20 protein-coding genes and 1 pseudogene are annotated in these 22,088 nt (G+C 63.7%); 7 read left to right on the top strand and 14 right to left on the bottom strand.

Annotated features, from left to right (window positions below; genetic code table 11):
* A pseudogene (locus AUR66_RS22305) lies at positions 1 to 219 on the top strand (hypothetical protein); the annotation flags it as partial.
* 16 nt (positions 220 to 235) lie between these two features.
* On the opposite strand, the gene AUR66_RS17580 reads toward AUR66_RS22305, so the two are convergent.
* Complete coding sequence (locus AUR66_RS17580) at positions 236 to 1,081, bottom strand: N-acyl homoserine lactonase family protein (RefSeq protein WP_058573462.1); 846 nt, start codon at positions 1,079 to 1,081, stop codon at positions 236 to 238.
* A 117-nt stretch (positions 1,082 to 1,198) separates the two neighbouring features.
* Between AUR66_RS17580 and AUR66_RS17585 the strand changes: the two genes are divergently transcribed.
* Positions 1,199 to 1,849, top strand: coding sequence for a helix-turn-helix domain-containing protein (locus AUR66_RS17585; RefSeq protein ID WP_058573463.1), 651 nt, complete (start codon positions 1,199 to 1,201; stop codon positions 1,847 to 1,849).
* Here AUR66_RS17585 and cysS read toward each other — a convergent pair whose 3' ends face one another.
* The 3 genes from cysS to AUR66_RS17600 form a co-directional block, all read right to left on the bottom strand.
* Entirely contained in the window at positions 1,850 to 3,337 is a 1,488-nt protein-coding gene (gene cysS / locus AUR66_RS17590; protein ID WP_058573464.1) for a cysteine--tRNA ligase, read from the bottom strand.
* A 71-nt stretch (positions 3,338 to 3,408) separates the two neighbouring features.
* Positions 3,409 to 5,199: a globin-coupled sensor protein gene (locus AUR66_RS17595; protein WP_058573465.1), complete on the bottom strand. Its 1,791-nt coding sequence runs from the start codon at positions 5,197 to 5,199 to the stop codon at positions 3,409 to 3,411.
* Between the two features lie 67 nt (positions 5,200 to 5,266).
* On the bottom strand, positions 5,267 to 5,761 hold the full coding sequence (locus AUR66_RS17600; RefSeq protein ID WP_058573478.1) for a DUF7523 family protein: 495 nt from the start codon (positions 5,759 to 5,761) through the stop codon (positions 5,267 to 5,269).
* A 163-nt stretch (positions 5,762 to 5,924) separates the two neighbouring features.
* On the opposite strand from AUR66_RS17600, the gene AUR66_RS17605 reads away from it, so the two are divergent.
* Positions 5,925 to 6,803 carry a CbiX/SirB N-terminal domain-containing protein gene (locus AUR66_RS17605; RefSeq protein WP_058573466.1) on the top strand — a complete coding sequence of 293 codons (879 nt, stop codon included), beginning with the start codon at positions 5,925 to 5,927 and terminating at the stop codon, positions 6,801 to 6,803.
* Positions 6,804 to 6,805: 2 nt separating this feature from the next.
* Entirely contained in the window at positions 6,806 to 7,894 is a 1,089-nt protein-coding gene (locus AUR66_RS17610) for a DR2241 family protein (protein ID WP_058573467.1), read from the top strand.
* 42 nt (positions 7,895 to 7,936) lie between these two features.
* Here the strand turns inward: AUR66_RS17610 and AUR66_RS17615 are convergent, their stop codons facing one another.
* The 3 genes from AUR66_RS17615 to AUR66_RS17620 form a co-directional block, all read right to left on the bottom strand.
* Positions 7,937 to 8,518: a DUF7524 family protein gene (locus AUR66_RS17615; RefSeq protein WP_058573468.1), complete on the bottom strand. Its 582-nt coding sequence runs from the start codon at positions 8,516 to 8,518 to the stop codon at positions 7,937 to 7,939.
* 43 nt (positions 8,519 to 8,561) lie between these two features.
* Complete coding sequence (locus tag AUR66_RS21465) at positions 8,562 to 8,747, bottom strand: methytransferase partner Trm112 (protein ID WP_013035425.1); 186 nt, start codon at positions 8,745 to 8,747, stop codon at positions 8,562 to 8,564.
* 119 nt (positions 8,748 to 8,866) lie between these two features.
* Positions 8,867 to 10,204: an adenylosuccinate synthase gene (locus AUR66_RS17620; protein WP_058573469.1), complete on the bottom strand. Its 1,338-nt coding sequence runs from the start codon at positions 10,202 to 10,204 to the stop codon at positions 8,867 to 8,869.
* A 232-nt stretch (positions 10,205 to 10,436) separates the two neighbouring features.
* On the opposite strand from AUR66_RS17620, the gene AUR66_RS17625 reads away from it, so the two are divergent.
* Entirely contained in the window at positions 10,437 to 10,742 is a 306-nt protein-coding gene (locus tag AUR66_RS17625) for a hypothetical protein (RefSeq protein ID WP_058573470.1), read from the top strand.
* A gap of 246 nt (positions 10,743 to 10,988) precedes the next feature.
* Here AUR66_RS17625 and AUR66_RS17630 read toward each other — a convergent pair whose 3' ends face one another.
* Entirely contained in the window at positions 10,989 to 13,133 is a 2,145-nt protein-coding gene (locus AUR66_RS17630) for a bZIP transcription factor (RefSeq protein WP_058573471.1), read from the bottom strand.
* 173 nt (positions 13,134 to 13,306) lie between these two features.
* Here AUR66_RS17630 and AUR66_RS17635 point away from each other — a divergent pair, with 173 nt between their 5' ends.
* Positions 13,307 to 14,212: an SAM-dependent methyltransferase gene (locus AUR66_RS17635; RefSeq protein ID WP_058573472.1), complete on the top strand. Its 906-nt coding sequence runs from the start codon at positions 13,307 to 13,309 to the stop codon at positions 14,210 to 14,212.
* On the opposite strand, the gene AUR66_RS17640 is transcribed toward AUR66_RS17635, so the two are convergent.
* The 4 genes from AUR66_RS17640 to AUR66_RS17655 form a co-directional block, all read right to left on the bottom strand.
* Positions 14,209 to 15,063, bottom strand: a complete 855-nt coding sequence (locus AUR66_RS17640; RefSeq protein WP_058573473.1) for a CDP-alcohol phosphatidyltransferase family protein — start codon at positions 15,061 to 15,063, stop codon at positions 14,209 to 14,211. The genes AUR66_RS17635 and AUR66_RS17640 overlap by 4 nt on opposite strands.
* Positions 15,056 to 15,394: a hypothetical protein gene (locus tag AUR66_RS17645; protein WP_058573474.1), complete on the bottom strand. Its 339-nt coding sequence runs from the start codon at positions 15,392 to 15,394 to the stop codon at positions 15,056 to 15,058. The genes AUR66_RS17640 and AUR66_RS17645 overlap by 8 nt, the downstream gene beginning before the upstream one ends.
* Positions 15,391 to 17,808 carry a penicillin acylase family protein gene (locus AUR66_RS17650; RefSeq protein ID WP_058573475.1) on the bottom strand — a complete coding sequence of 806 codons (2,418 nt, stop codon included), beginning with the start codon at positions 17,806 to 17,808 and terminating at the stop codon, positions 15,391 to 15,393. The genes AUR66_RS17645 and AUR66_RS17650 overlap by 4 nt, the downstream gene beginning before the upstream one ends.
* A gap of 67 nt (positions 17,809 to 17,875) precedes the next feature.
* Positions 17,876 to 18,220, bottom strand: a complete 345-nt coding sequence (locus AUR66_RS17655; RefSeq protein WP_231727955.1) for a hypothetical protein — start codon at positions 18,218 to 18,220, stop codon at positions 17,876 to 17,878.
* A gap of 54 nt (positions 18,221 to 18,274) precedes the next feature.
* On the opposite strand from AUR66_RS17655, the gene AUR66_RS17660 reads away from it, so the two are divergent.
* Positions 18,275 to 19,933 (top strand): potassium channel family protein, encoded by a 1,659-nt coding sequence (locus tag AUR66_RS17660; RefSeq protein WP_058573476.1) that lies wholly within the window; start codon positions 18,275 to 18,277, stop codon positions 19,931 to 19,933.
* A 93-nt stretch (positions 19,934 to 20,026) separates the two neighbouring features.
* Here AUR66_RS17660 and AUR66_RS17665 read toward each other — a convergent pair whose 3' ends face one another.
* Positions 20,027 to 20,875 carry a cytochrome c oxidase subunit 3 gene (locus AUR66_RS17665; protein ID WP_058573477.1) on the bottom strand — a complete coding sequence of 283 codons (849 nt, stop codon included), beginning with the start codon at positions 20,873 to 20,875 and terminating at the stop codon, positions 20,027 to 20,029.
* A gap of 180 nt (positions 20,876 to 21,055) precedes the next feature.
* Positions 21,056 to 22,088: phytoene/squalene synthase family protein (locus AUR66_RS17670; protein WP_058573480.1), on the bottom strand; the 1,033-nt coding region annotated here is incomplete at its 5' end.

Below are 22,088 nucleotides of genomic sequence, written 5' to 3' on the forward strand. Positions count from 1 at the left end.
CCGACTGCGTGTCACGTCTGGTATCGTGGCGACCGATACACGACGATGGGCGAAGTCACCGCGGGCGAGACGACAGTGCGACTGCTCGATATCTACACCTCGGCCCATCCGTTTATGGCGCGTGGACTCGGGCTTTCGACCAGCCCATCTGACCCGGCTGTGCAACTCTCCGAGGCGGCGCAGGAACTCGCAGTCGTTCGGTTCTCTCCCGATAGATAAGCGCGTTCGATACCAGTCAACCAATTGTCGTCGGCGTCACGTCTGGGTCGTGGTTGGCGAAGGCAGCGACGCAGTCGTCGCGAGCGGCGAAGTCTTTCACCCACGTCAGCGAAGCGTGCATGTCTCGGTCGTCAGTCGTGACGCCCGGGAGGATGCCGTCTTCCCACGATTTCGCGGCGTATCCCACGTCGCCAGCGAGAAGCACCCATCCGGCACCTGTCTTCGTGAGGACGGACACGTGACCGGCGCTGTGGCCCGGTGTGAAGACGAGGTAGACGAGGCCGTCGCCGAAGAGGTCGAGGCCCTGTTTGAACGGTCCGAATGGAATCTCCGCCAAGTCGAACGGTGTGACGTCGATACCGTCCCACATCGAGGGGATGTACCCGAAATCGGTGCGTGCATCCCACTCGGGAGTGCTGACGACGATGTGCTTCGCGTCTCGGACGTGTTCCAGTCCGCTCGCGTGGTCGGAGTGAAGGTGCGACATGACGACGTATTCGAGGTCTTCGGGCCGGACACCGAGCGACGCTAGCTGTTCGTGGACCGCCTGCCCAGCAGGGAGGCGACCCCAGTACATCGTCGACGAGAGGAACCCGAGGTGTCCGCGCTGGTCGGTCCGCACGTCGCTGTGCCAGCCGGCGTCGACGAGGACCGGTCCCTCGGGGTGGTCGATGAGGTAGGCCGAGACGGGAGCCCACATCCGCTTGGACTTCGGGCGAAGCCACCCGGTGTAGGGCATCGGGTGGAGTGACTGCTCCCGGAACGCGAGCGCGCGGTCGATGTTCACGGCGCCTGTGTGGAGCACGTGAACCGTCGTTTGGGTCGTCTCTTGCGTGGCTGAGACGGGTCGTTCGGTGGTCATCGACTGGGAGGAAGCGACGAGTGGGCCTGTAGATTTGTCCGAATATCCTCGGCCATTCAAATACTCTCACCGTGAGCGGAGCGGCTATCTCGTCGCTCCGCGTAGCGGCGTAGCGACATGGTGACGGCGACTATCGAGATACCGCTCGCCGAAGAGTTCGGCGTGACGGCCGTCTCCTGCGACCACCCCGACGCACTCTTTCGGTATCTCTCGGGTATCGAAGAACCAGACCGAAGTTACGGACTCGTGGAAGTCCGCGCAGACGACCTCGACGAACTGCTCAACCAACTTCGAGCGGTCCCCTCGGTTCGCGCGTTCGAACTCCTCGACCGCTACGAAAGCCGTGCCGTCTTCCGCTACGAGACGGACGTCTCCGAACTCTATCGAGCAGTTCGCGACTCCGATATCCTCCCGGCGTTTCCGTACACGATTCGAGATGGCGTGTTGACCTTCCGGGTGACGACGTCCACCGACAGACTCTCGCAATTCGGCGAGACGCTTCGGTCGCTCGGGTGGACGTTCGACGTGACCACGATATCACAGTCGTTCGACGGCACCGACTTCCTCACGGACCACCAGTGGCACGTCCTCGAAACGGCCGTCGACGCCGGCTATTACGACTCCCCGAGGCGATGTACACTCTCAGAAGTTGCAGACGAGGTCGGGATTGCCCCGTCGTCTGCGAGCGAAGTGCTCCACCGCGCGGAAGGAAGCGTGATTCGGTGGTTCGTCTCCGAGCGCGGCGAAGAACTGGGCGGACACGACTGACTACTCGAACCGGAACGTCGCGCCGTCGGAACCGTCTTCGACTTCGACACCGAGTTCGGTCAGGTCGTCGCGGAGGCTGTCTGCGCGTTCGTAGTTGCCCGCGTCACGCTCTGCTTCGCGCACGTCCAAGACGAGTTGGACGAGGTCTGCGGCGATAGATACGTCGCCGTCGTCGGCCGACTCGCCGAACGACAGGCCGAATACTTCGCCGCCGAGTGCTTCGAACGTCTCGATTGCTTCGCGGAGCGCGCGGTAGTCGTATTCGTCGCCTGCATCGAGGTGGCGGTTGACGGCGCTCGCCACCCCGAGGAGTTCGGCCATCGCCTCGCGGACGTTGAAGTCGTCGTTCATCGCCTCGCGGAAGTTTTTGCGGGCCGATTCGACCGTCTCTCGGAGGTCGGTCGCTTCGACTTTGGTTCGCGCGGCGGGGCTATCGCACGCCTCGACGGCGGCCTCGTAGGCCCGTTCGAGACGCTCCCAGCGCTCTTCTGCCTCTGCAATCGTCTCTTCGGAGTAGGTCTGTTCCGACCCGTAGGCCGTCGAGAGGTAGAACGTCCGAATCACGTCGACGCCGAACTCGTCGAGGGCGTCGTCCACGTAAAAGAAGTTCCCGAGGCTGGAACTCATCTTGTCGCCGTCGGTCTGGAGCAAGCCGACGTGAAGCCAGTAGCGGGCGAACTGGTCGCCCGTCGCGGCCTCCGACTGGGCGATTTCGTTCTCGTGGTGGGGGAACACGAGGTCACGGCCGCCGACGTGGATGTCGATGGTCTCGTCGAGGTGTGTCATCGACATCGCCGAGCACTCGATGTGCCACCCGGGACGGCCCTCGCCCCACGGCGAGTCCCACGTGTCTCCACACGGGTCCGTGAGGGGTTCGAGGTCCGGCTTGCGGTGTTCGGCGGCCGTCTCGGGACTGACCGCGCCTGCTTTCCAGAGAGCGAAGTCTGCGGCGTTCCGCTTCTCGGAGCGTTCGGCAGACTCGCCCTGCGACTCCAGTTCGTCGAGTTTCTGGTTCGAGAGTTTCCCGTAGTCCTCGAAGGTGGTCACGTCGAAGTAGACCGATCCGTTCGACTCGTAGGCGTGGCCGCGGTCGACGAGCGTCTGGATGAGGTCGATAATCTCGGGGATGTGTTCGGAGACGCGTGGGTAGACTTCCGCCCGTTTCAGGTTGAGGCCACGCATGTCGCGGATGACGTCGCCGACGAAGTGTTCGGCGACGGTCGATTCGTCGTCGCCGAGGTCGTCTTCGCCGATGCGGGCGGCAATCTTCTCGTTCACGTCGGTGAAGTTCTCGACGTGGTGGACGCGGTAGCCCTCGTATTCGAGCCATCGGTGCATGATGTCTGCGTGCATCCAGAGGCGGGCGTGACCGAGGTGAGCGTCGTCCGAGACCGTCAGTCCACAGACGTAGAGCAACACGTCGTCGTCGCTTCGAGACTCGAAGTCCTCGCGTTCTCCCGTCAGCGTGTTGGTCACGGACAGCGTCATTGCTCTCGGGTACTCGTGGGACGGTTTTCAACCCGTCGGAACGGCGGACGGTGAATCCGTCTCCCCGGTCGTTATCTCGTCCAGTCGGGACGGTCTGCCTCGCCGCGACGAATCTTCTCCAACGTCTCCTTCGGGAGTATTCGCTGGACGAAAGACGGGATACGGTCCAGTGGGTCGTCGACTGGCCCTTCTGCACGGTCCGTTTCGGTCCGCTCTCCGCTGGTGTCGCTGGTCGGACCGCCGCGAGCACCAGTGTCCGGCGCAGGCCGCTTTGGGTCGCGGTTCGCGTTCGCTGCCGACGCGAGTCTCGCCGTCGATTTCGTGGTGACGGTACCACCGTCGGTGGAGGGACTGGCACGACGACGGAAGGACTCGAGGTCCGCGTCCGAATCGAGTTCTTCGACGGCGGTATCCAGGTCGGCCGCCTGCTCGGCCTGCTCGGCGACGCTCTCGGAGATGCGGTCGATTTCGGCGGTCACCTCGTCGACCTGCGTGGCGGCGTCGTCCACGAAGACGGCGATATCGGAGGTAAGGGTGGCCTGCTCGTCGGTCGCCCGGGCAACCTCTTCGATACCGTCGGTCACGTCGCCGACCGAGTCGGTAATCTCGTCGAGGCTCTCGACGGTCGACTCGACGCGTTCGATGCCGTGGTCGATGTTCTCGTCCGCGGACGAGAGTGCCTCGGCGGTGTCCTCGATGTGGTCGGTCACGTCCTCTATCATCTGGCCGATGCGCTCAGCCTGTGACTTCGACTCGTTCGCGAGCGACTTCACCTCGTCTGCGACGACGGCGAATCCTGACCCCGCATCACCCGCGCGGGCGGCCTCGATGGACGCGTTGAGCGCCAGCAGATTCGTCCGGTCGGCGACTTCGTCGATGACGCCGACGATGTCTTGTATCTCGTCGATTGCTTCGACGAGGGCTTCGACGTTGACGGTGATGTCGTCTCTGTCGTCACCGACCTGGTGCATCGCCTCGATTGCCTCTCCGGCCTCGGCACGCCCCTCCTCTGCGCGCGCACTCGCTCCGTCGCTCTGCGTGGACACCTCGTCGGCAGTCGCCGCGACTTCTTCGACCGTCGCACTCAGGTTCGAGAGTTCGGACGCGATTTCCTCCGTCATCTCGGCTTGCTGAGACGCGAGCGTCTCGATTTCGGCGAGACTCTTGCTCGTTCCGGCCGTCTCTTCGTGCAGTTGCGTCGCCACCGTCTCTAAGCTACCACGACTCTCGCGGGCGCGGCGAACTTCCTCGCGCACGTCCAGCGAGTACGAGTAGAGGTAGGTGTCGTTGACGACCTGCATGTCGAGGTTGAGTCCGCGGACGACTGCCATCGTGTCTGCGAAGGCCTCTTCGACGGCCGCTTCGACCTGTTCGGTCTGCTGGTCTGAGAGGCCCGTCGTCGCCTCTGCGACGGTTCGTTCGCAGAGTTCGTCGGCGAAGATGCCGGTGACGTTGGCGAACATCCCGCCGAAGTAGTGCAGTGGCATGTCGAGTTTGTCGTGGAGGAGACCGATGCGCGTCCGCGCCGCGTAGTGGTCTTCGTCGTAGGTTCCGTCGGTAAAGGACCGATAGTAGTCGGAGACGACCGCTCGGAGTCCGTCGAGGTCTGTCTTCGACCGATTCAGAACGTCGGTCGTCCGGCCGTTCGCCAGAATCGGCTCCACGAACCCATCGACGAGAGCCTCGTCGCGAGCCTCGACGACGCCGCGTAGGTTTGCGAGTCGGGCAGCGTCTTCGTCGGTGAAGCCAACGAACGACTGCCGCCACGAGATTTCGTCGGTGGTCAAGTCGAGTTCACGCAACAGCGCACTCGAAGAGAGCGTAATCGTTCCGTCTCCGTCACGTCGGCCAGATGATGCCATTAAAATGGTAATTGTGTCCGTAGTAATAACTTCGGACCGCGGGGTATCAGTCGTGATATCCCCAGAGTCAGGAGTATATAGCGTTGCTGGCCGATTCGACGATTCGCAGAGCGGCCGCGCCTTGTCTCCGTGGCACCACCACGGCCAACGTGTCGCCAGCGACGCCAGCAGCATCGACTACAACCGACTCGGCGTCGAGTCGGGCGAGAACCGTCGTGAGGTAATCCGTTCCCACGTCGCCCTCGGCGATGATTGCTGTGAGCGGCCCGCCACCGGCGAGTTCGACGCCTGCGACGGAGAGGACCGGGTCGCCGTCCGACGCGTCGATATCTTCGCCGACGAGGCCGACACCGCTTCGCATCGTGACTGTCACCTCTCGAGACGCAGATTCGAGGTCGGACAGGTCGTCGGCGAAGCGGCGAAGTGCGGCCGCGACTGCGTCGTCGTCGCCGAGGTCGAGATAGGCCGCGGCGGCGGCGTAGTTGACGACACCCGCGCGGAGCGCGTCGAGGAGGAACGGTCGTTCACGGACGGCGTCGCGTGCGTCGGCGGCGAGAGACATGGTCGATGCGTCGTCGGCCGAGCGCAAAAAACCGCGCCCTCGGCGTATCGAACCTCCGTTTCGTGTGTCTCCCTGAACGGGGGGCGAACCTGAGTTGGCCGAACGCCAAGATTCCTTTCTGAGATGCGAAGTCCATAAGACAGTCCCGTCGTAACCCCCGGACATGCAAGCGCTGGTCATCGTGGCGCACGGGTCGCACCTGAACCCGGATTCGAGTACGCCGACCTACGACCACGCGGACACCATCCGCGAGGTTGGCGCGTTCGACGAGGTCCGAACGGGCTTTTGGAAAGAAGAGCCATCGATTCGGGAGGTTCTCAGGACTGTGGAGGCCGACGAGGTGTACGTCGTCCCACTGTTCATCAGTGAGGGCTACTTCACAGAGCAAGTCATCCCACGAGAACTCCGTCTCGACGGGTGGGACGTGGCCGACTGGGACTCTGACGGCCTCTCGGCGTCGCACGTCACGCTCACTGCGTCCGACGTGCCCGAGAAGACGGTCCACTACTGCGGACCGGTCGGGACCCACGAAGCGATGACCGATGTCATCGTCCGCCGAGCGGAGACGGTCACCCGCGACCCGAACGTCGGCGACGGATTCGGCCTCGCCGTGGTCGGCCACGGAACCGAGCGCAACGAGAACTCCGCGAAAGCCATCGAGTACCACGCCGACCGCATTCGGCAGATGGACCGCTTCGACGAAGTGCAGGCGCTCTACATGGACGAAGACCCAGAAGTCGACGACGTGACCGACTACTTCGAGTCCGAAGACGTCGTCGTCGTCCCGTTGTTCGTCGCCGACGGGTTCCACACACAGGAGGACATCCCCGAGGACATGGGCCTCACCGACGACTATCGGACGGGATACGACGTTCCGACCGTCGTCGACGGGCACCGTATCTGGTACGCGGGTGCCGTGGGAACCGAGGGCTTGATGGCCGACGTGGTTCTCGAACGCGCCGCCGACGCGGGTGCAGACATCGGTGACGCACTCACTGTCGTCCGTGAACGGACGCGAAAGACGCCGCAGGAGGCGAACTAACGATGGGACACCACATCGACGCACTGGTCGACGCTGCGAGCGAAGACGGTGTCGCCCTCGACGGCCTTCGAGTGACGCACGAGGACGACGGTTACCGACTGGAGACGCCCGAGGCGACACGCGACGGCCTCTCAGCGGCCGACCTCGCCGACACGTTGGGCGACTACGACGACTACGCCACGAACTGGTACTTCTGGACGAACGTGGTCGGCGAGTCGAGTCCGCAACGTCGGGCCTTCCTCCGGTGGGTCGAAGGAGCGGACGAACACGCTGTCCCGGAACGCTACGATGCGCTTCGGGACGGCATTCGCCGTGAATGGGGCCAGTTGCTCGTCACGGTCACCGTCGACGACCACGGCGAACGTTCCTACGACCTCCGACACGTGGACGACGGCGACCACGACACATCCGCCCTCGACGAGTATCACGAACCACTCGCCGCCCGGCAACTGGCCACGTACGACGAGAACGGCCGGTACCGCCCGCTGAAGACCGGTGCCAACCTCGCCGGCGGATGGGTCTTCCCCGAACTCGACGGCCGTGACCTCGTCGAGACGGTCGGAACGTTCTATCCGGCATCTGTTCCGAACTGGTACCGAGAGCGCGAGGGGACCCTCGACGTGGAGCACTGGGAGGACACTATCGGCCGACAGACCGGCATGTACAGTGTCGTCGAGACGTGGAACCGTGGCGACGGCCACGAACACGTCGACTGGGTCGCCGAGGCCTGCTGTGACGACTCGCAGTGCGTCAAGCGCCGTGAGTGGCAGTACAACGACGAGACTGACCTCGACGTGGACGGCGGCGACGGTGCCTTCCCGTGCCGCGAACCGTGTTCGCTCGTCATCGCAGCCTCTCGGAAGTGGACTCGTCTCGAAGGCGAAGAGACACGAACCTACGAGTTCGAACTGACTCCCTCCGAAAAAGAACAGGTCGAAGACATCATCGAGGCCGTCGCTGACGGCCGAGTCGACGATATCCGCGAGGCGGACGTGTACGAAGGTGCCAACCGGTACCGGACTCGGTTCCTCCGCGCGAAGTTGTTCGACGACGATGGAAACCTCTGCGGCGTTCCGACCGACGACGAGTAACTAACTCGAAGACGGGACGCGGCTTTCAGTCGCGTGTGTCCCTCACCGAACCGCCAGTGCCAACGCCGCGAAGACGCCACCCACGACGACGACGGCACCGAGCGTGATGGCGAGACTCTCGAACACCGACGCGACAGCGACGGCGAGGGCGAGGGCGACGGCGGCGAGAAGCAAGAGCGGTCCTGCTCGTGGGTCGATGTGAGGCAAGGCTTCGCCGAGCGCACCCACGAGGCCGTCGTTCGATTCGGCCTGTGGTGGTTTCGAGAGCGTCTCGTCGACGTCGACGGGGGGTTTGCCACCCCGTCCGGGGTTGACGGTCACGTCGACGTACGCCGTCTCCGACCCGTATCCGGAGACGATTTTGAGCTTTCCACTCACCGGTTCTGCCGGTGGTGTGACCGGCAACCGAACCGACTTCGTCTGGCCGCCGTCGACGAAGTGATTTCCATTCGCCAACTGGACGACACGCGAGAGGTCGTCGTCGACGTTGAGGTGGACGTGGACCGCCTGTCCGAGGTTTTCGAGTTCGACGGTGAACGAACCGGTCGTCGAGAACGATGGCGAGACTGAAAGGTCGTGGGGTCGCTCGGCGTTCAACGAAACGGTGAGCGGCGCGTTCGACACGGTATCACCGTCAAGTCGAGAATAGAAAAACGTTCAGGTCCAGTCAGTCGTCACGCATGTCCGGTGGCAGGAGGTTCGGGATACCGTCCTCGATGGGGTACACCTCACCGGTGACCGTGCCGATGAGTCGTCCTTCGATGATTTCGTCACCGTCTCGCTCGTCGACTTCCAACTCGAGTTCACTCTTGTCGAGGGGGTCACAGAGGATGTCCATCAGGGATTCTTTCATCGTCCTGACGGTGGATTCCGTGAAGTAAAAGCGTACGGGTTCGACGCCGTCAGCCGACGGGTTCTGCGCCGTCCCGTGTTCGTCACGTGACGATTCGCTCGCCGGCCTGCGCGGCGAGATTACTCGTCGAACGGGTTTGCGAGGTGGACAGTCTGTGCGCGGTCCGGGCCGACGCCGACGGCGTAAATCGGCACGTCGAGTTCCTCGGAGAGGTAGTCGAGGTACTCCTGTGCGGCGTCCGGGACGGCGTCGTAGCCTTCTTCGGCGACTTCGGTCCAGTCGACTTCCGGCCACGTGTCGAACTCTTTGAGGACGGGTTCACACTCGGCCCAGCGCTCGGTAGTCGCCGGCATGGTGAGGCGTTCTTCGCCCTCCAGTTCGTAGGCGTGGCCGACCTTGACTTCGTCGAGGCCGGCGAGTACGTCGAGGTGGTTGACGGCGATGCCGGTAAAGCCGCTGACGCGAGCAGCGTGACGGAGCATCGGCATGTCGAGCCATCCGATACGGCGCGGGCGGCCGGTGACAGTTCCGAACTCGCCACCCTTCTCGCGGATGAAGTCTGCGAGTTCTTCTTGACGGTCGTCCTCTTTCAGTTCGGTCGGCATCGGACCCTCGCCGACGCGAGAGAGGTACGCCTTGACGATACCGACGACTTCACCTTGTCCGACCACGGTCGGTCCGACACCGGACCCGGTCGCCGCGCCGCCGGCAGTCGGGTTGGAGGAGGTCACGTACGGGTAGCTACCGTGGTCGATGTCGATGAGCGTCCCCTGTGCACCCTCGAACATCACGTTCTCGCCTGCCTCGCGGCGTTCTGCGAGGAAGTCGCCACAGTTGACGGCCATGTCGTCTTCGCGGAGGCGACGGCCGAACTCGGTGAACTCCTCGACGAGGGCTTCGATGTCGCACTCTTCGCCTGCTTCGAGTCCGTACACGTCCTCGATGAGCGCTTTCTTCTGCGGGACGACGTACTCGAGTCGCTGGCGGAGCACCTCGGGGTCCAGAAGGTCGCCGACGCGGATGCCGCGACGGCCCGCTTTGTCCTCGTAGGTCGGGCCGATGCCGCGTCCGGTCGTACCGACGACGAGGTCGGAGTCGGAGTCGGCTTTCGCCTCCTCTTCGATGTTGTCGAGGCGGCGGTGGTAGGGCATGATGACGTGCGCACGCTTGGCGAGACGCACGTCAGGGTCGAGGCCACGCTCGCGGAGGGCGTCGATTTCGGAGAAGAGCGTCCGGGGGTTGATGACACACCCATTTCCGAGCACGCCCACTTTGTCGCGGACGGCCCCGCTCGGGACGAGCGATAACTTGTACTCTTCGCCGTCTTCGACGACGGTGTGGCCGGCGTTGTCGCCGCCTTGATAGCGGACGACGATATCAGCGTCGCCGCCCCACAGGTCGACGAGTGCGCCTTTGCCCTCGTCGCCGAGTTGCGAACCGACGATGGTAACAGTCATACGTCGGCCGTTCCCCGCGCCGCACTAAACAGATTACGGTACTGGCCGATGAGGAATGCATGTGTTTGCACAGATTTGTTTTGCGGACAGCTATTCAAGCCACGAACTCGCATTACCGTGGCGACGAATAACACAACGGTTATTTAGTTTCCTCGTTTAGGTCGCGATATCTTATTATTCGCCGACGTGGAGGGCAAGGCTTAAAGCCTCCCAAGAAGAGTTAACAAATGGCATGATAGACCGACTTGAGAAAGAAGTCGATATGTTGGAGCGCCATCTCCAGGTCCTGAAGATGGTTATCGATAACGAGCCGATTGGCATCGTCAAGATGTCGAACGAGACTGGCTACCCCCACCACAAGGTTCGGTACTCGCTCCGCGTTCTCGAAGAAGAGAACCTTATCGAGCCCTCCAGCCAAGGTGCGATCAAGACCGAGCGAACCGACGAGTTCGTCGACGAACTCGACGACAAGCTCGACGAAATCGTCACCAAGCTCGAATCGATGAAGATCGAAGAAGCAGCCGAAATCGAGAGCTAAGATTCCGATACACGCGGTCGTTCTATCTCTGATTACCACGACGAGTCACCTCTGACCGTCGCGGAGACGCCCGCGTCCACGACTGACCCCTCGCACGCCCCGTCCGGGTTCGAGACACGGGGCCGCACGAGGCGTTCGTGACCGTCCACGAGCGACGTCACTCTTCTGTGCCAGCGTCTAGTCGCTACCACAGACGCTGCTATTCGACGAGCGAATGCATCGAGAAGATTTCGTCACCCGACCCGATTACAGGTCGGGGACGTTGAGGTGGAACTCGCCGCTTCGGGCTTCGACCAGACAGAGGTGGTAGCCCTGTTTCCGCGAGAGTTTCACGAAGCTCTTGCGCTTCGAGCGACTCAGCAGTCCGCCACCGGTCTCGGCGGTGGCCGCTTCGAGGGCATCCGGTTCGAAGAAACTCTTCGTGACGACGAACGCCGACCCGAGTGACTCGTTGGCCTCGGCGACGGACTTCGAGTCCTTGATGAGTCGCGTGACCATCGACTGCGTGGCCGGGTCGCGAGAGTCGTTCAGGTTGGCGACGAACAGTGGGTTACCCATCTGGTCCCGGAAGATGACGTCGAACTTTCGGGGCTCGGTCTCGCCCTCACCAATCGGCACCGAGACGGTCCCGTAGAGTTCGATTCTGTCTGCTTTCGGAATCGAATCGAAGACGCCGGAGAGTGACGACCGGTTGCCAGTCTCACCAATCTCGTAGAGGAGGTCGGTGACAGCCCACTTGGCGAACCCGTACTCGGGGGTCTCGTGGAGGAACTCCTCGTACGGTTGCCCGTCGACGCCGAGTCCGTCGGTGTCGAACGTCGTGTGGTGTTCGAGACGGAGGTTGTCGACGACGTCTTCGCGCTTTGCCTGCCCGGCGTGGGCCTTCTCCAGCGTCGCCCCGCTCTTTTTCGCGTAGCGGACGAACAGGTTCGTCCCGCGAAGTGCTTCGTCCGCCGACATCGAACGGTCGGTCGAAGTGAGTCCAGCCTCGTCTAGTTCCGACCTGAGACGGTCGACTTCGGATTCGAGTTCGTTCACTCGACGCTCGAGTTCTTCCGCGCGAGATTGGTGTTCGTCGCGTTCCTTCTGGATGGCATCTCGTTCGGATTCGAGGCGGTCACGCTCTGCTTTGACCTCCGAGAGTTGTTCTTTGAGCGAGACGACTGCTTTCGACGACGCCGCTGTCGCCGACTTCGCCGACTGCGTCGCGTTCGAGGAGGCGCTCGAAGACCGACCGGGGGCCCGTTTCGGCTGCTGTGTTTTCTGTCCGGCCGACGCGGTTTTGGACTCGGTCTTGTCCGTTCGTTTTCGAGGCCGACGAGAAGAACCGGGCCGTTCGCCGGCAGTCTCACCTTCTGCGTCGCGTGGGTCGAGCGACGGAATCGACCGCGCGTTTCGCCACTCGGCTTCGGCAGAGAACACGTCGTCGCCAGTCTCGTCGTCGGCAGGTTGGGTTGAACTCCCACCGTTTGTCTCCCCAGAAGTCGCTGCCGGTGCCGTCGACGGAGACGAGACCGACGACGTCCCCGACGCGCCGTTGGAGTCCCCAGGTTCGGCTCGTTCGACTGGTGCCGTCGCCTGTGTTGCGGACTCGTCGGATGTGGTCGCCGTCGCCGACTCACCTGTCGTGTCTGCGCGTGGCGTACTCGGACTCGAAGACTCGTCGCTCGCTTCAGACGCGCTGGATGCTTCGGCACTGTCGACCGCTGTCGTCTCGGGAGACGACGAGTCTCCCGCGGGCGCGACGTGCTCTTCTTCGTCGTCGTCGACGCTCTCCGTCGTCTCGGCCTCGGAGACAGCACCTGCTGCACCCGTTGCCGACTCGTCTTCGGATGCCGCGTCGTCGCTCTCGCCGTCTGGAATCTCGACGAGGTCGATGTCCACGTCGTAGACTTTGTAGATGCCAATCTCGTCGGCGGCGAGTTCGAACGCCTCGTCGTCCGTGACGAGGCGTTTGCTGTTTCCGACGAACGCGACACTCATCGACTTCCCACCGTGGTAGACGACGTAGTAGTCACCGGACAGAACGTTCTCGGAGAGTTCGATGTACCCGGTGAACCCACCTGCAGAGAGTGTTCCGTCGGCGTCGGTCAGCGGCGTGTCTTCCGTGTAGTACTGCGCGCGAACCTCGCCGCCAGTCTCTTTCATCGTGTAGAGAAGCGGGAGCGATGCGTCTGGCGCTCGGTAGGCCTCGAACGATTCGTCGTCGAAGTCGGCTATCGTTCCCTCGAAGACGCCGAGGAGACGACCGTTGAGCATGAAGCCCCACGTCATGCCGGCTACGACGGCACCGGAGAAGCCGTCGTCCGCGAGTGACCGGAGGCCACCGTACCCCCCACCCGACGGTGCGGAATCCCACCCAGTCACCGCGTCGATAATCTCGCTATCCATTTGCCGTTACATCACAGTAAGTGAATCAAATACTTTCCGGGCGATTCCGTGGGAATCGGCAACATCGGTCCTCGTTGGAGACACAGATTGAGGCGGTTTGGAGAAGACCACCGGCGAGCGACACAGGATGCGTCGGGAGAACGATTATACTACCCCGACGAGACGAGTCGTTCGTGACCAGACACGACGACGCGTTCGTTCGCTACCTCCGGTCCAAAGAGTCGGTCGACGACCGTGCACTCCACCGACCGACGCTCGCGGACTTGGGAGACCGTCTGGAAGACCACGCCGAGTCGAATCCAGGAGAACCGCTCCGCGTCGTCTCCGTCGGCGCGGGGACCGGTGCGATGTGTCGTCGCCTGCTCTCGTGGGGGGTCTTCGACGCCCACGACGACATCAAGTACGTCATGGTCGACCGTCGAAAGGGAATGGCCGACCAGGCGGCGAAGGCGTTCGCGAAGTGGTCCCACGCCGCCGGATGGTCGGCCGAACCGACGCGCGACGGATTCCGAATCGAGCGCCACGGGCGACGCGTCTCGCTCACGTACGTGACGAGTGACCTCTTCGACGCCATGTCGGCCCTCCCGAAGGCACTCGACCTCGTCATCGCGCACGCCGTGTTCGACCTCCTCCCACTTCGCCGTGCCGTGGATTCGCTCGTCTCTCGCCTCGTCGACGGCGGGTACCTCTACGCACCCATCACGTTCGACGGGAGAACGGCGTTTCGCCCCTCGCACGAAGCAGACGACGAGGTGCTCGCGGCCTACCACGAGACGATGCGCGACGGCGACAGCGCAGGGACGGACGCCGGTGCGGACCTCCTCTCGGTCCTCCCGCAGTTCGGTGCGAACGTCGTCAGTGCGGGCGGGTCCGATTGGGTCGTCCACCCGGAACACGACGGCCACGAGCGAGTCTTTCTCGACCGTATCCTCGGGTTCGTCGAAGAGTCAGTCGGTGGTGCCGAGGCCGTGGACGACGAGACGCTCGAGCGATGGCTCGCGACGCGACATCAGCAGTTAGAACGCGGGACCCTGTCGTACATCGCTCACAACGTCGACGTCCTCGCGCGACTCGGCTAATCTTTCGTCGGGGCAGTTCTCGGTGTCGCCGTCTCTGCGTCGATTCGGCCAGAGACGTACAACCAGTCGCGACCAAACCCGAGGAGCAGACCCATCGCGGCCAGAGCAGCGACGAGAGGCATCCACTCGTCGGCAACACCCGGTGCGAGCGCAATCGGGACGACGGTCATCTGGAGGCCGGCGAGGACCCGCCGAGACGTTCGCGGCGGCAGGTCGAACGTGGGGCGTCCGGTCCGGCCGCGCCACCAGAGACCGGCGACGAAGAGGTACCGTGCCACACCGACCGAGAGGTACCACCACGGTAACTCACCGAGGACGACGGCCGTAAGCGGGGCGACGAGGAGGCCAAACGCGTCGACGGCGGTGTCGAGTCGTCCACCAAGTTCCGTGACGCGGTTCAGACGACGGGCGAGAAACCCGTCGAGCACGTCGAGCACGACGGCGACACCGTAGGCCAGCGCAGCGACCCACGCCACCCAGTCGCTGGCGGCCCCCAACGCCGCGATACCAGCGAGTCCAGCAATACCTGCCACGAGTACACCTCGGGTCAGTGTGACGGCAGTCGGGGCACCGAGCGTCTCGTAACTCACTCGCTCGCCGTCTCCCCACTCACTCGTGTGGGCGTTCTCTGCCGCGTGGACGTACGTGTAGGCCCAGAGCCCCCCGACGACGAGCACTGCCCCTGCTGTCCACCACGCGGCGCTCACAGTGCCAGCAACGCTTCTGAGGGCGACCCCTCCGCTCACGACACCAACGATTGCGAGCAATCCGCTGCCGATAACTCGCCGCCGGGTCTGTCGCGTCGCCGTCGACAGGATGCGCTCAGTCGTCGCCGATGTGCTCTCAGACATCGTCGACGATGGCACGTGCACCGACCGCCGCTACTGTCGGGAGGCCGAATCCGATACCGACGGTGAGCACGAGGACGAGTCCGGTCTGGAAGAACGGGTCCAGTGCACCGAACCACCAGAGACGGGCGACGTGGACGAAGAGCGCAACCCCACCGAAGGTGAGTCCCTGCACGACGGCGCGGCGAACAGACGTCGCGAGGATTCCGACGAGGACGCCACCGACGACGAGGCCGGCCCAGTGGAACGACGCGGCGACCAGTCCGACCAACGTGGCGACGACCAACGCGAGTTCGGCGCGGCGTCCGGTCCGGACTTCCGAGAGGACGCTCATCGGCCACCTCCGAAGACGATGTCGGGCGACCCAGACGGTCGGTCGAGTGTGAGCGCTTTGTACTCGCCGTCGGCCCACTCGTCGAGTTGGTCGTGGTAGTGGTCGGACCAGAAGACGCCGCGTTGGCCGCCGGGGACGACGCCAACCGAGTCGTCTTCGTCCGAGAAGTCGACCACCATCCGCCAACTACTGCCCGCCTGCGTCGACCCGGCGGAGCGGAAGTTGAACACGGTGAATCGCGACCCATCCATCGGACGCTCGGGGTAGTTCATGAACTTACGGTCGAACGGGTGGTTCATATCGAGTGTGTTGAACTCGCCGTACGTCTCCCATCCCTCCTCGTCGAGTCGCTCTGCAGTACGGTTCATCGCCTCGGCAGCGATGTCGGCACGAGTCTCCGTGCGTTCCAACGTCGAACGGTTGTCGTACCACTGGGAGTCGGCGTCCAGTTGCTGGAGGACGAACAGACGCGGGTAGTACGAGTCGTCCATGCCCTGCGGTTCGAACTCGTCGGCGAACGTCGCAGTTCGGAACTCGTCGACCCAGATGCGGTAGACGAGTGCGGCGCGTGAGTCGGCGCGCATCTGGCCGTCCCAGCCGTCGAGTTCGGTGGTCAGTTCCCGTGCGTCGGGCGACATCTGTGCCACCGCGTCGGAACTCGTCGCGTACGGGGTGAATCCGGTCGCCGCCTCGGAGCGCACGTCGCGTTGAACCTGCTGTATCGTCTCGACAGTCACGTCCCCGTCTGCGACGGCGTCGTCCAGCAAGTCGTAGATGCGCTGCCCGCGGTAGGGGTCGGCGTAGGTCATCGACGTGCCCATGTAGAACGCTGGGTCGTCGATGGTTCGCTGGTTGGCCGTGGCGAGGACGTCCGGGTCCTCGACGTGGGGAATCGACTCGAACGGGACGAATCCATCCCACGAGGATTGGCCGTAGGGTTCGTACCCGCGCCACTCGCCTTCACCAGCGGACCCGTCGAAGATGGTGTCTCCGCGGACGACTTCACCGTCGGTGACGCGAATCGGGTACTGTCCTGCGGGGTAGTACAGCGTGTTGCCCGCGCGGTCCGCGGCGACGAAGTTCTGCGCAGGAACGTCCCAGATTCGCAGTGCCTCACGGATATCGTCCACGGAGTCTGCGTGGTTGAGTCGGTAGACGCCGAGTGACTCGTTCGTCGCGGAGAACCCGGGCCACGCGACGCCGACAGTTCGGCCACCGCGTTCGATGACAGGACCGTGGACCGACTTTCGAACGGCTATCTCGACGTTCTCGCCGTCGGCGACTTCTATCGTCTCCATCTCGGTGTCGAACTCGCGGACGTCGCCCTCGTAGACGTACCCGCCGTCTCGCATCTCGTAGGTGTAGAGGTCGGTGAAGTCGCCGCCGACGTTCGTCACGCCCCACGCGGCGTCTGCGGTTCGTCCGATGACGACCATCGGGATGCCGGGGAATCCGACACCGCGAACGTCCATCTGGTCGGTCGAGAGGTGCATCTCGTACCAGATAGGTGGGACGGTCAGTGCGAGGTGCGGGTCGTTCGCGAGGAGTGGTTTTCCAGACGCGGTGTGTTCGCCGGAGACGACCCAGTTGTTCGACCCGTAGGTCGGGTCTTTGTCGTAGGTGTCGGTCCACTCGGCGAGGGCACCGAAGTCGCCACCGACGTTCGCGTTCGCCGCGGACGTGTTCTCGACCACGTCTGCCGGCGAGAACGGTGCCGCATCAGACTCGGCAGGGTCACGGACGATTGGCACGTCGTGGTCGAGCGTCGCCGGGTAGAGTTCGGTGGCATTCCCCCCGAGGCGCGACACCGCAGTCGCTCGGCGGAGGTCGGCGAACGACCCCGACAGTTGCCACGAGATGAGTTTGCCGACGAGGAGTGTGTCGGTCGGCGTCCACGCCTCGAACTCGGCGTCGAGGAGGGCGTACTCGGGTGGAAGCCCTCCCGTTCCAGCGTAGTGATTCACACCGGCGGTGAACGCCTCGATGGGCGTCCCGACGTCGGTTCCGCGAACCGACTGCCACGATGCCTCGGCGGCGGACTGGAAGTCGAGACTGCGGTAAAAGCGGTCGGATTCGAGCGTCGATTCGCCGACGACGGCCGAGAGTCTCCCGCCGACGAGTCGTCGCTGGAGGTCCATCTGGAACAGTCGGTCACGCGCCTGAACGTACCCGACGGCGAAGTAGAGTGCCTCCTCGTTCTCCGCGTCGATGTGCGGGACGCCGTCGTCGTCGTACCAGACGCTCGCGGACCCGTACGGACTGTCGACCTGCGTCGCCCCTTCGGGGGCGGCCGATTCGTAGAGGTCACCAGACAACGGGGCAGCGAGTCCGAGGAACGACCCTCCGAGGACCGACGCGGCCACGAGCGCCGCGGTACACACGACGGCGATGGCGGCGCGGGTCGTGGTATTCATACCCAAGGTGGGGTCCGGATTGCGGATAAGTATTCCTCAAGTGACGTTTGTGAACGTGAGTCGAGTTCTACGGTCGCCCAGTCTGCCAGTCTCGAAGTTCGACGGCGACGAGGAGGAGCAGATAGGTCACGAGACCCGAGAGGACGAGGACGAGGACGCTGGCACCGACCGTCTCGACGGCGACACCGACAGCGACGAGCGTCGCCACGACGGCGACCAGTTGAACCCGTGAGTCGTCCCACAACCGTCGCACGCGGGACTCTGCTCGGAGTAACAGTGCTTCGACGACGAGTGTGCCGACGATGCCGACGAGAACAGCACTGAGCGTAATCGGCGGGCGAAGCACGGCGACACCGACTGCGACGGGTATCGCGACGACGAATGTGAGTGCGGCGTCTCTCGGTCGGCCCATAGAATCCGTCAGACGGCAGGACCCTTTTAGACACCGGGGGGCATAGCGAGTGGTATGTCAATTTCGGGTGACGGCCCCGGTTTGTCGAAAGCAAAATCTCGTCTCGGTCGTTACCTCGCGGGCGCGGCAACGTTGATGCTCACCTACGCGGTTATCTACCGCTGGGCGGCGGGGCAGTTCGCTGGAGAGGACGTAAGTTACCTCCAGTCGCTCCACGTCGTCGTCGAGACGTTCACGACGACGGGGTACGGCGAACAGACCCGGTTCTGGGTCGATTCACCGCCACTGCTCGCGCTCTCTATCTTGATGCAACTCACCGGCGTGACCACCGTCTTCCTCACGCTCCCGTTGTTCCTCGTTCCGCTGGTCGAAGACGCGTTACGGACCGCGCCGCCGACGTCGACGGACCTCTCTGACCACGTCGTCATCTGCACGTTCACTCCGCGCGGTGACGCGTTGGTCGACGAACTCGACGCGATGGGCGTCGAATACGTCGTTCTCGAATCGGACCGTGACCTCGCCGAAGAACTGTACGGACAGGGGTACGACGTCGTCCACGGTGACCCCGAGTCGGTCGAGTCGCTGGAGGCAGTGAACACATCCGAAGCGCTCGCTATCGTCGCCGACGACGACGACGAGACGAACGCGAGTATCATCTTGGCCGCGAAGCAGGCCGCACCGTCGAGTCGCGTCGTCAGTCTCATCGAAGACCCTCGCGTCGCGGAGTACCACCGCTACGCCGGTGCGGACCAGGTGGTTTCGCCCCGCCGACTCCTCGGTGAGAGCCTCGCCGGGAAGGCCACCACGTCCGTCTCCTCTGCACTCGGTGACGCGATAGAAATCGGCGAGGACTTCGAAGTCGCAGAACTGCTGGTCCAACGCGGGAGTCCGGTCGAAGGCGAGACCATCGCCGAGAGCGGTATCGCCCGCCTCACGGGAGTCAACGTCATCGGAGCGTGGTTCTCCGGGAAGTTCGTCTCGCCACCTGCACCAGACGACGTCATCGACGAGCACACCATTCTCCTCGTCGTCGGGCGCGAGAAACGACTCGAAGAACTTCGCTCGCTCACCCTCTCGTCGGCGCGTCGCTTCCGCCGAGGGTCCGTCATCGTCGCCGGATACGGTGAAGTCGGGTCGACGGCCGCAGAGACGCTCGCGAGTTCGGGCGTCCCCCATCTCGTCGTCGACAAAGAGCCCAAACCCGGCGTAGACGTGGTCGGCGACATCACCGACCCGAAGACGCTCGCCGAGGCGAACGTCACCGAAGCACGCGGCGTCCTCCTCGCCCTCGACGACGACACGACGGCAGTGTTCGCGACACTCGTCTCGGAACGTGTCTCCGAAGAGACCGAAGTCATCGCGCGGGCGAACGAAACCGAGAGCATCTCGAAACTCTACCGCGCTGGGGCAGACTACGTGCTGGCACTCTCTACCGTCGCGGGGCGTATGCTCGCATCGACGGTCCTCGACGAGGAAGTCATCGCACCGCAGTCCCAGATTGAAATCGTCCGAACGCAGGCACCGGGCCTCGTCGGGCGAACACTCGCCGGCGCGGACGTGCGAGCGAAGACGAACTGCACCATCATCGCCGTCGAGCGTGCGGGAGAACTCATCACCGAAGTCGGCCCGGACCTGCGCGTCCAGTCGGAAGACGACCTCGTCGTCGCCGGCCTCGACGAGGATATCTACCGATTCAACGAGCAGTTCGGCTGAGGGCGTCGCACAGTGGCCGTTCTACGAGACGACGATCCGACTGCCGTCGCTGACAGGGTACTTCGGTGGAAAAGGTAGTCGTGGTCCGAACGGTTACGCGCCGACTTCCGCGCCGACGTACAGGACGACGACGAGGAAGATCCAGACGACGTCGACGAAGTGCCAGTACATCGAGGCCGTGCTCACGGAGACGTGGCGTTCGGCAGAGTACTGTCCACGGAGTGCACGGACGAAGACGATGCCGAGAAGCACCGCGCCCATGCTCACGTGAAGCCCGTGGAGGCCGGTGAGGCCGTAGAAGGCCGACCCGAAGATACCCGACGTGAGGTCGAACCCTTCGTGCACGATGAACTCGTAGTACTCGTACACCTGGCCGCCGATGAAGATAACACCGAGGAGCAGCGTGGATGCGAGGCCGAGGAGGAAGTTCCGACGGTTCTCGTTACGGATGGCGACGTGTGCCCAGTGGAGCGTGAAACTCGACGCAATCAGGAGGGCCGTGTTCGCCAACACGAGTGACCCGGTCAGTGGTGGGAGCTCCTGTGGGGGCCACGCTCCTGCGCGGATGAAGAAGTAGTAGGCGAACAGTGCACCGAACGTCGCGAGTTCGGACCCGAGGAAGGCAATCATGCCCCAGCGGAGTTTCGCCGCACTCTTTTGGTTCGCATCGCGCGACCAGAAGTGGCTCACGAAGGCGTGGTACAACCAGCCGTAGATACCGGCCAGGAAGAGGAAGATGCTGCCGATGAACACGGCGGGGCCGAGCGCCGACCCGACGATTCCGTCCTGTCCCATGACGTACAGACCGGCACCGGTGTAGATGCCTGCGCCCCCGACGGCGGTGACGAACGGCCACCAACTCGCCTCGCCGAAGCCGCGCGGCCAGTCCTGGACCGCCGGCAGGTGGTGGCCGTGGTCGTCGTGTGCTTCTTCGGTACTCATAGACGCCCGTTATTCTTCGGCTACTAAAAATCCTCCCAAAACCCGCCCGTCACTCGTGGACACCGAACAGTCGACCCGTCTTGTCTTCGACGCGATTCGGTGGTCTCTCGCAGAAATAGCAGTCTTCGTTCCACCCCTCCGCTGCCGAGGCTGGTGGCCTCAGCGAGGAGGCGACGCGTCTCAGTCGGCGTTCGTGGTCGTCCGGTGGAACGGTTGCCGAGCGATGGTGTTCCGCATCTCGGCGAGCGATTCGGAACTGGCGTCGTTCATCGCAGACACCACGGCGAACACCTCTTGACGCGAGACTTTGACTCCCTCTCCGGTCACGGCGTGTTCCGGGTTCGCGAGGAGTTCCCGGAGGGTGCCAACCGCGAGGAGGAACGGAATCGCCCACGCAGCGAGTGTATTGCCGTCACGCAGTGGAACCGTCTCCAGATAGGTCTGAGCGTCGTCGACGAACGACTTTGCGTGCGTGGCCGTCCGGAAGACGACGGACGCAGTCTTGCTCAGATTCTCCGGTTCGACGACTTCCTCTTGCGGGACGCCTTCTTCGTCCAACCACTCGGCGGGGAGGTAGACGTTGTTCTCGGCGGTGTAGTCGTCGTGGACGTCTTTGGCGATGTTGACGAGTTGGAGGAGGAGACCGAACTCCTCGGCCGTGTCGTAGAGGCGCGAACTGCGCTCGCGGTCGACGTTCCCCCGCGTCACGAGGTTCGTGATGAGGTTGCCGACGGTCCCCGCGGCGTAGTAACAGTACTCTTCGAGTTCTTCGCGCGACTGGATACGGAGGCCGCCCGTATCCGAGTGCCGTTCGACGAACATCGCCATCCCCGAGACGAGTTCGCGCACAGGCGGCGTGACCGCCTCGCGAACGTCGTCCGGGAGTGCGTCGAACGTGCGGAAGACGCGGGCGGCGTTCGCGACGACCATCCAGTCGTCGGAACGCTCGCCTTCGGGTGGGAGGTGTGGTTCGACCGCAGTGACGAACTCGTCGATGTCGGTGTCGTCGTCTGGGTCGAGTGCGCTGTCGTAGAGTCGAAGGAGATGGGCCTGCTCGCCGGGCGAAATCGACGACGAGTCTTCCACGGTGTCGGCGACTCGGCAGAGGAGATAGCCAATACAGATGTAGGAAGACATCGGTTCGTCGAGGACGTCCACGGTGAGGGCGAAGGTACGCGAGACACCCTGAACTGCATCGTGACACCAGTCAAGG

Source organism: Haloferax profundi, assembly GCF_001469865.1.
Taxonomy (GTDB): domain Archaea; phylum Halobacteriota; class Halobacteria; order Halobacteriales; family Haloferacaceae; genus Haloferax; species Haloferax profundi.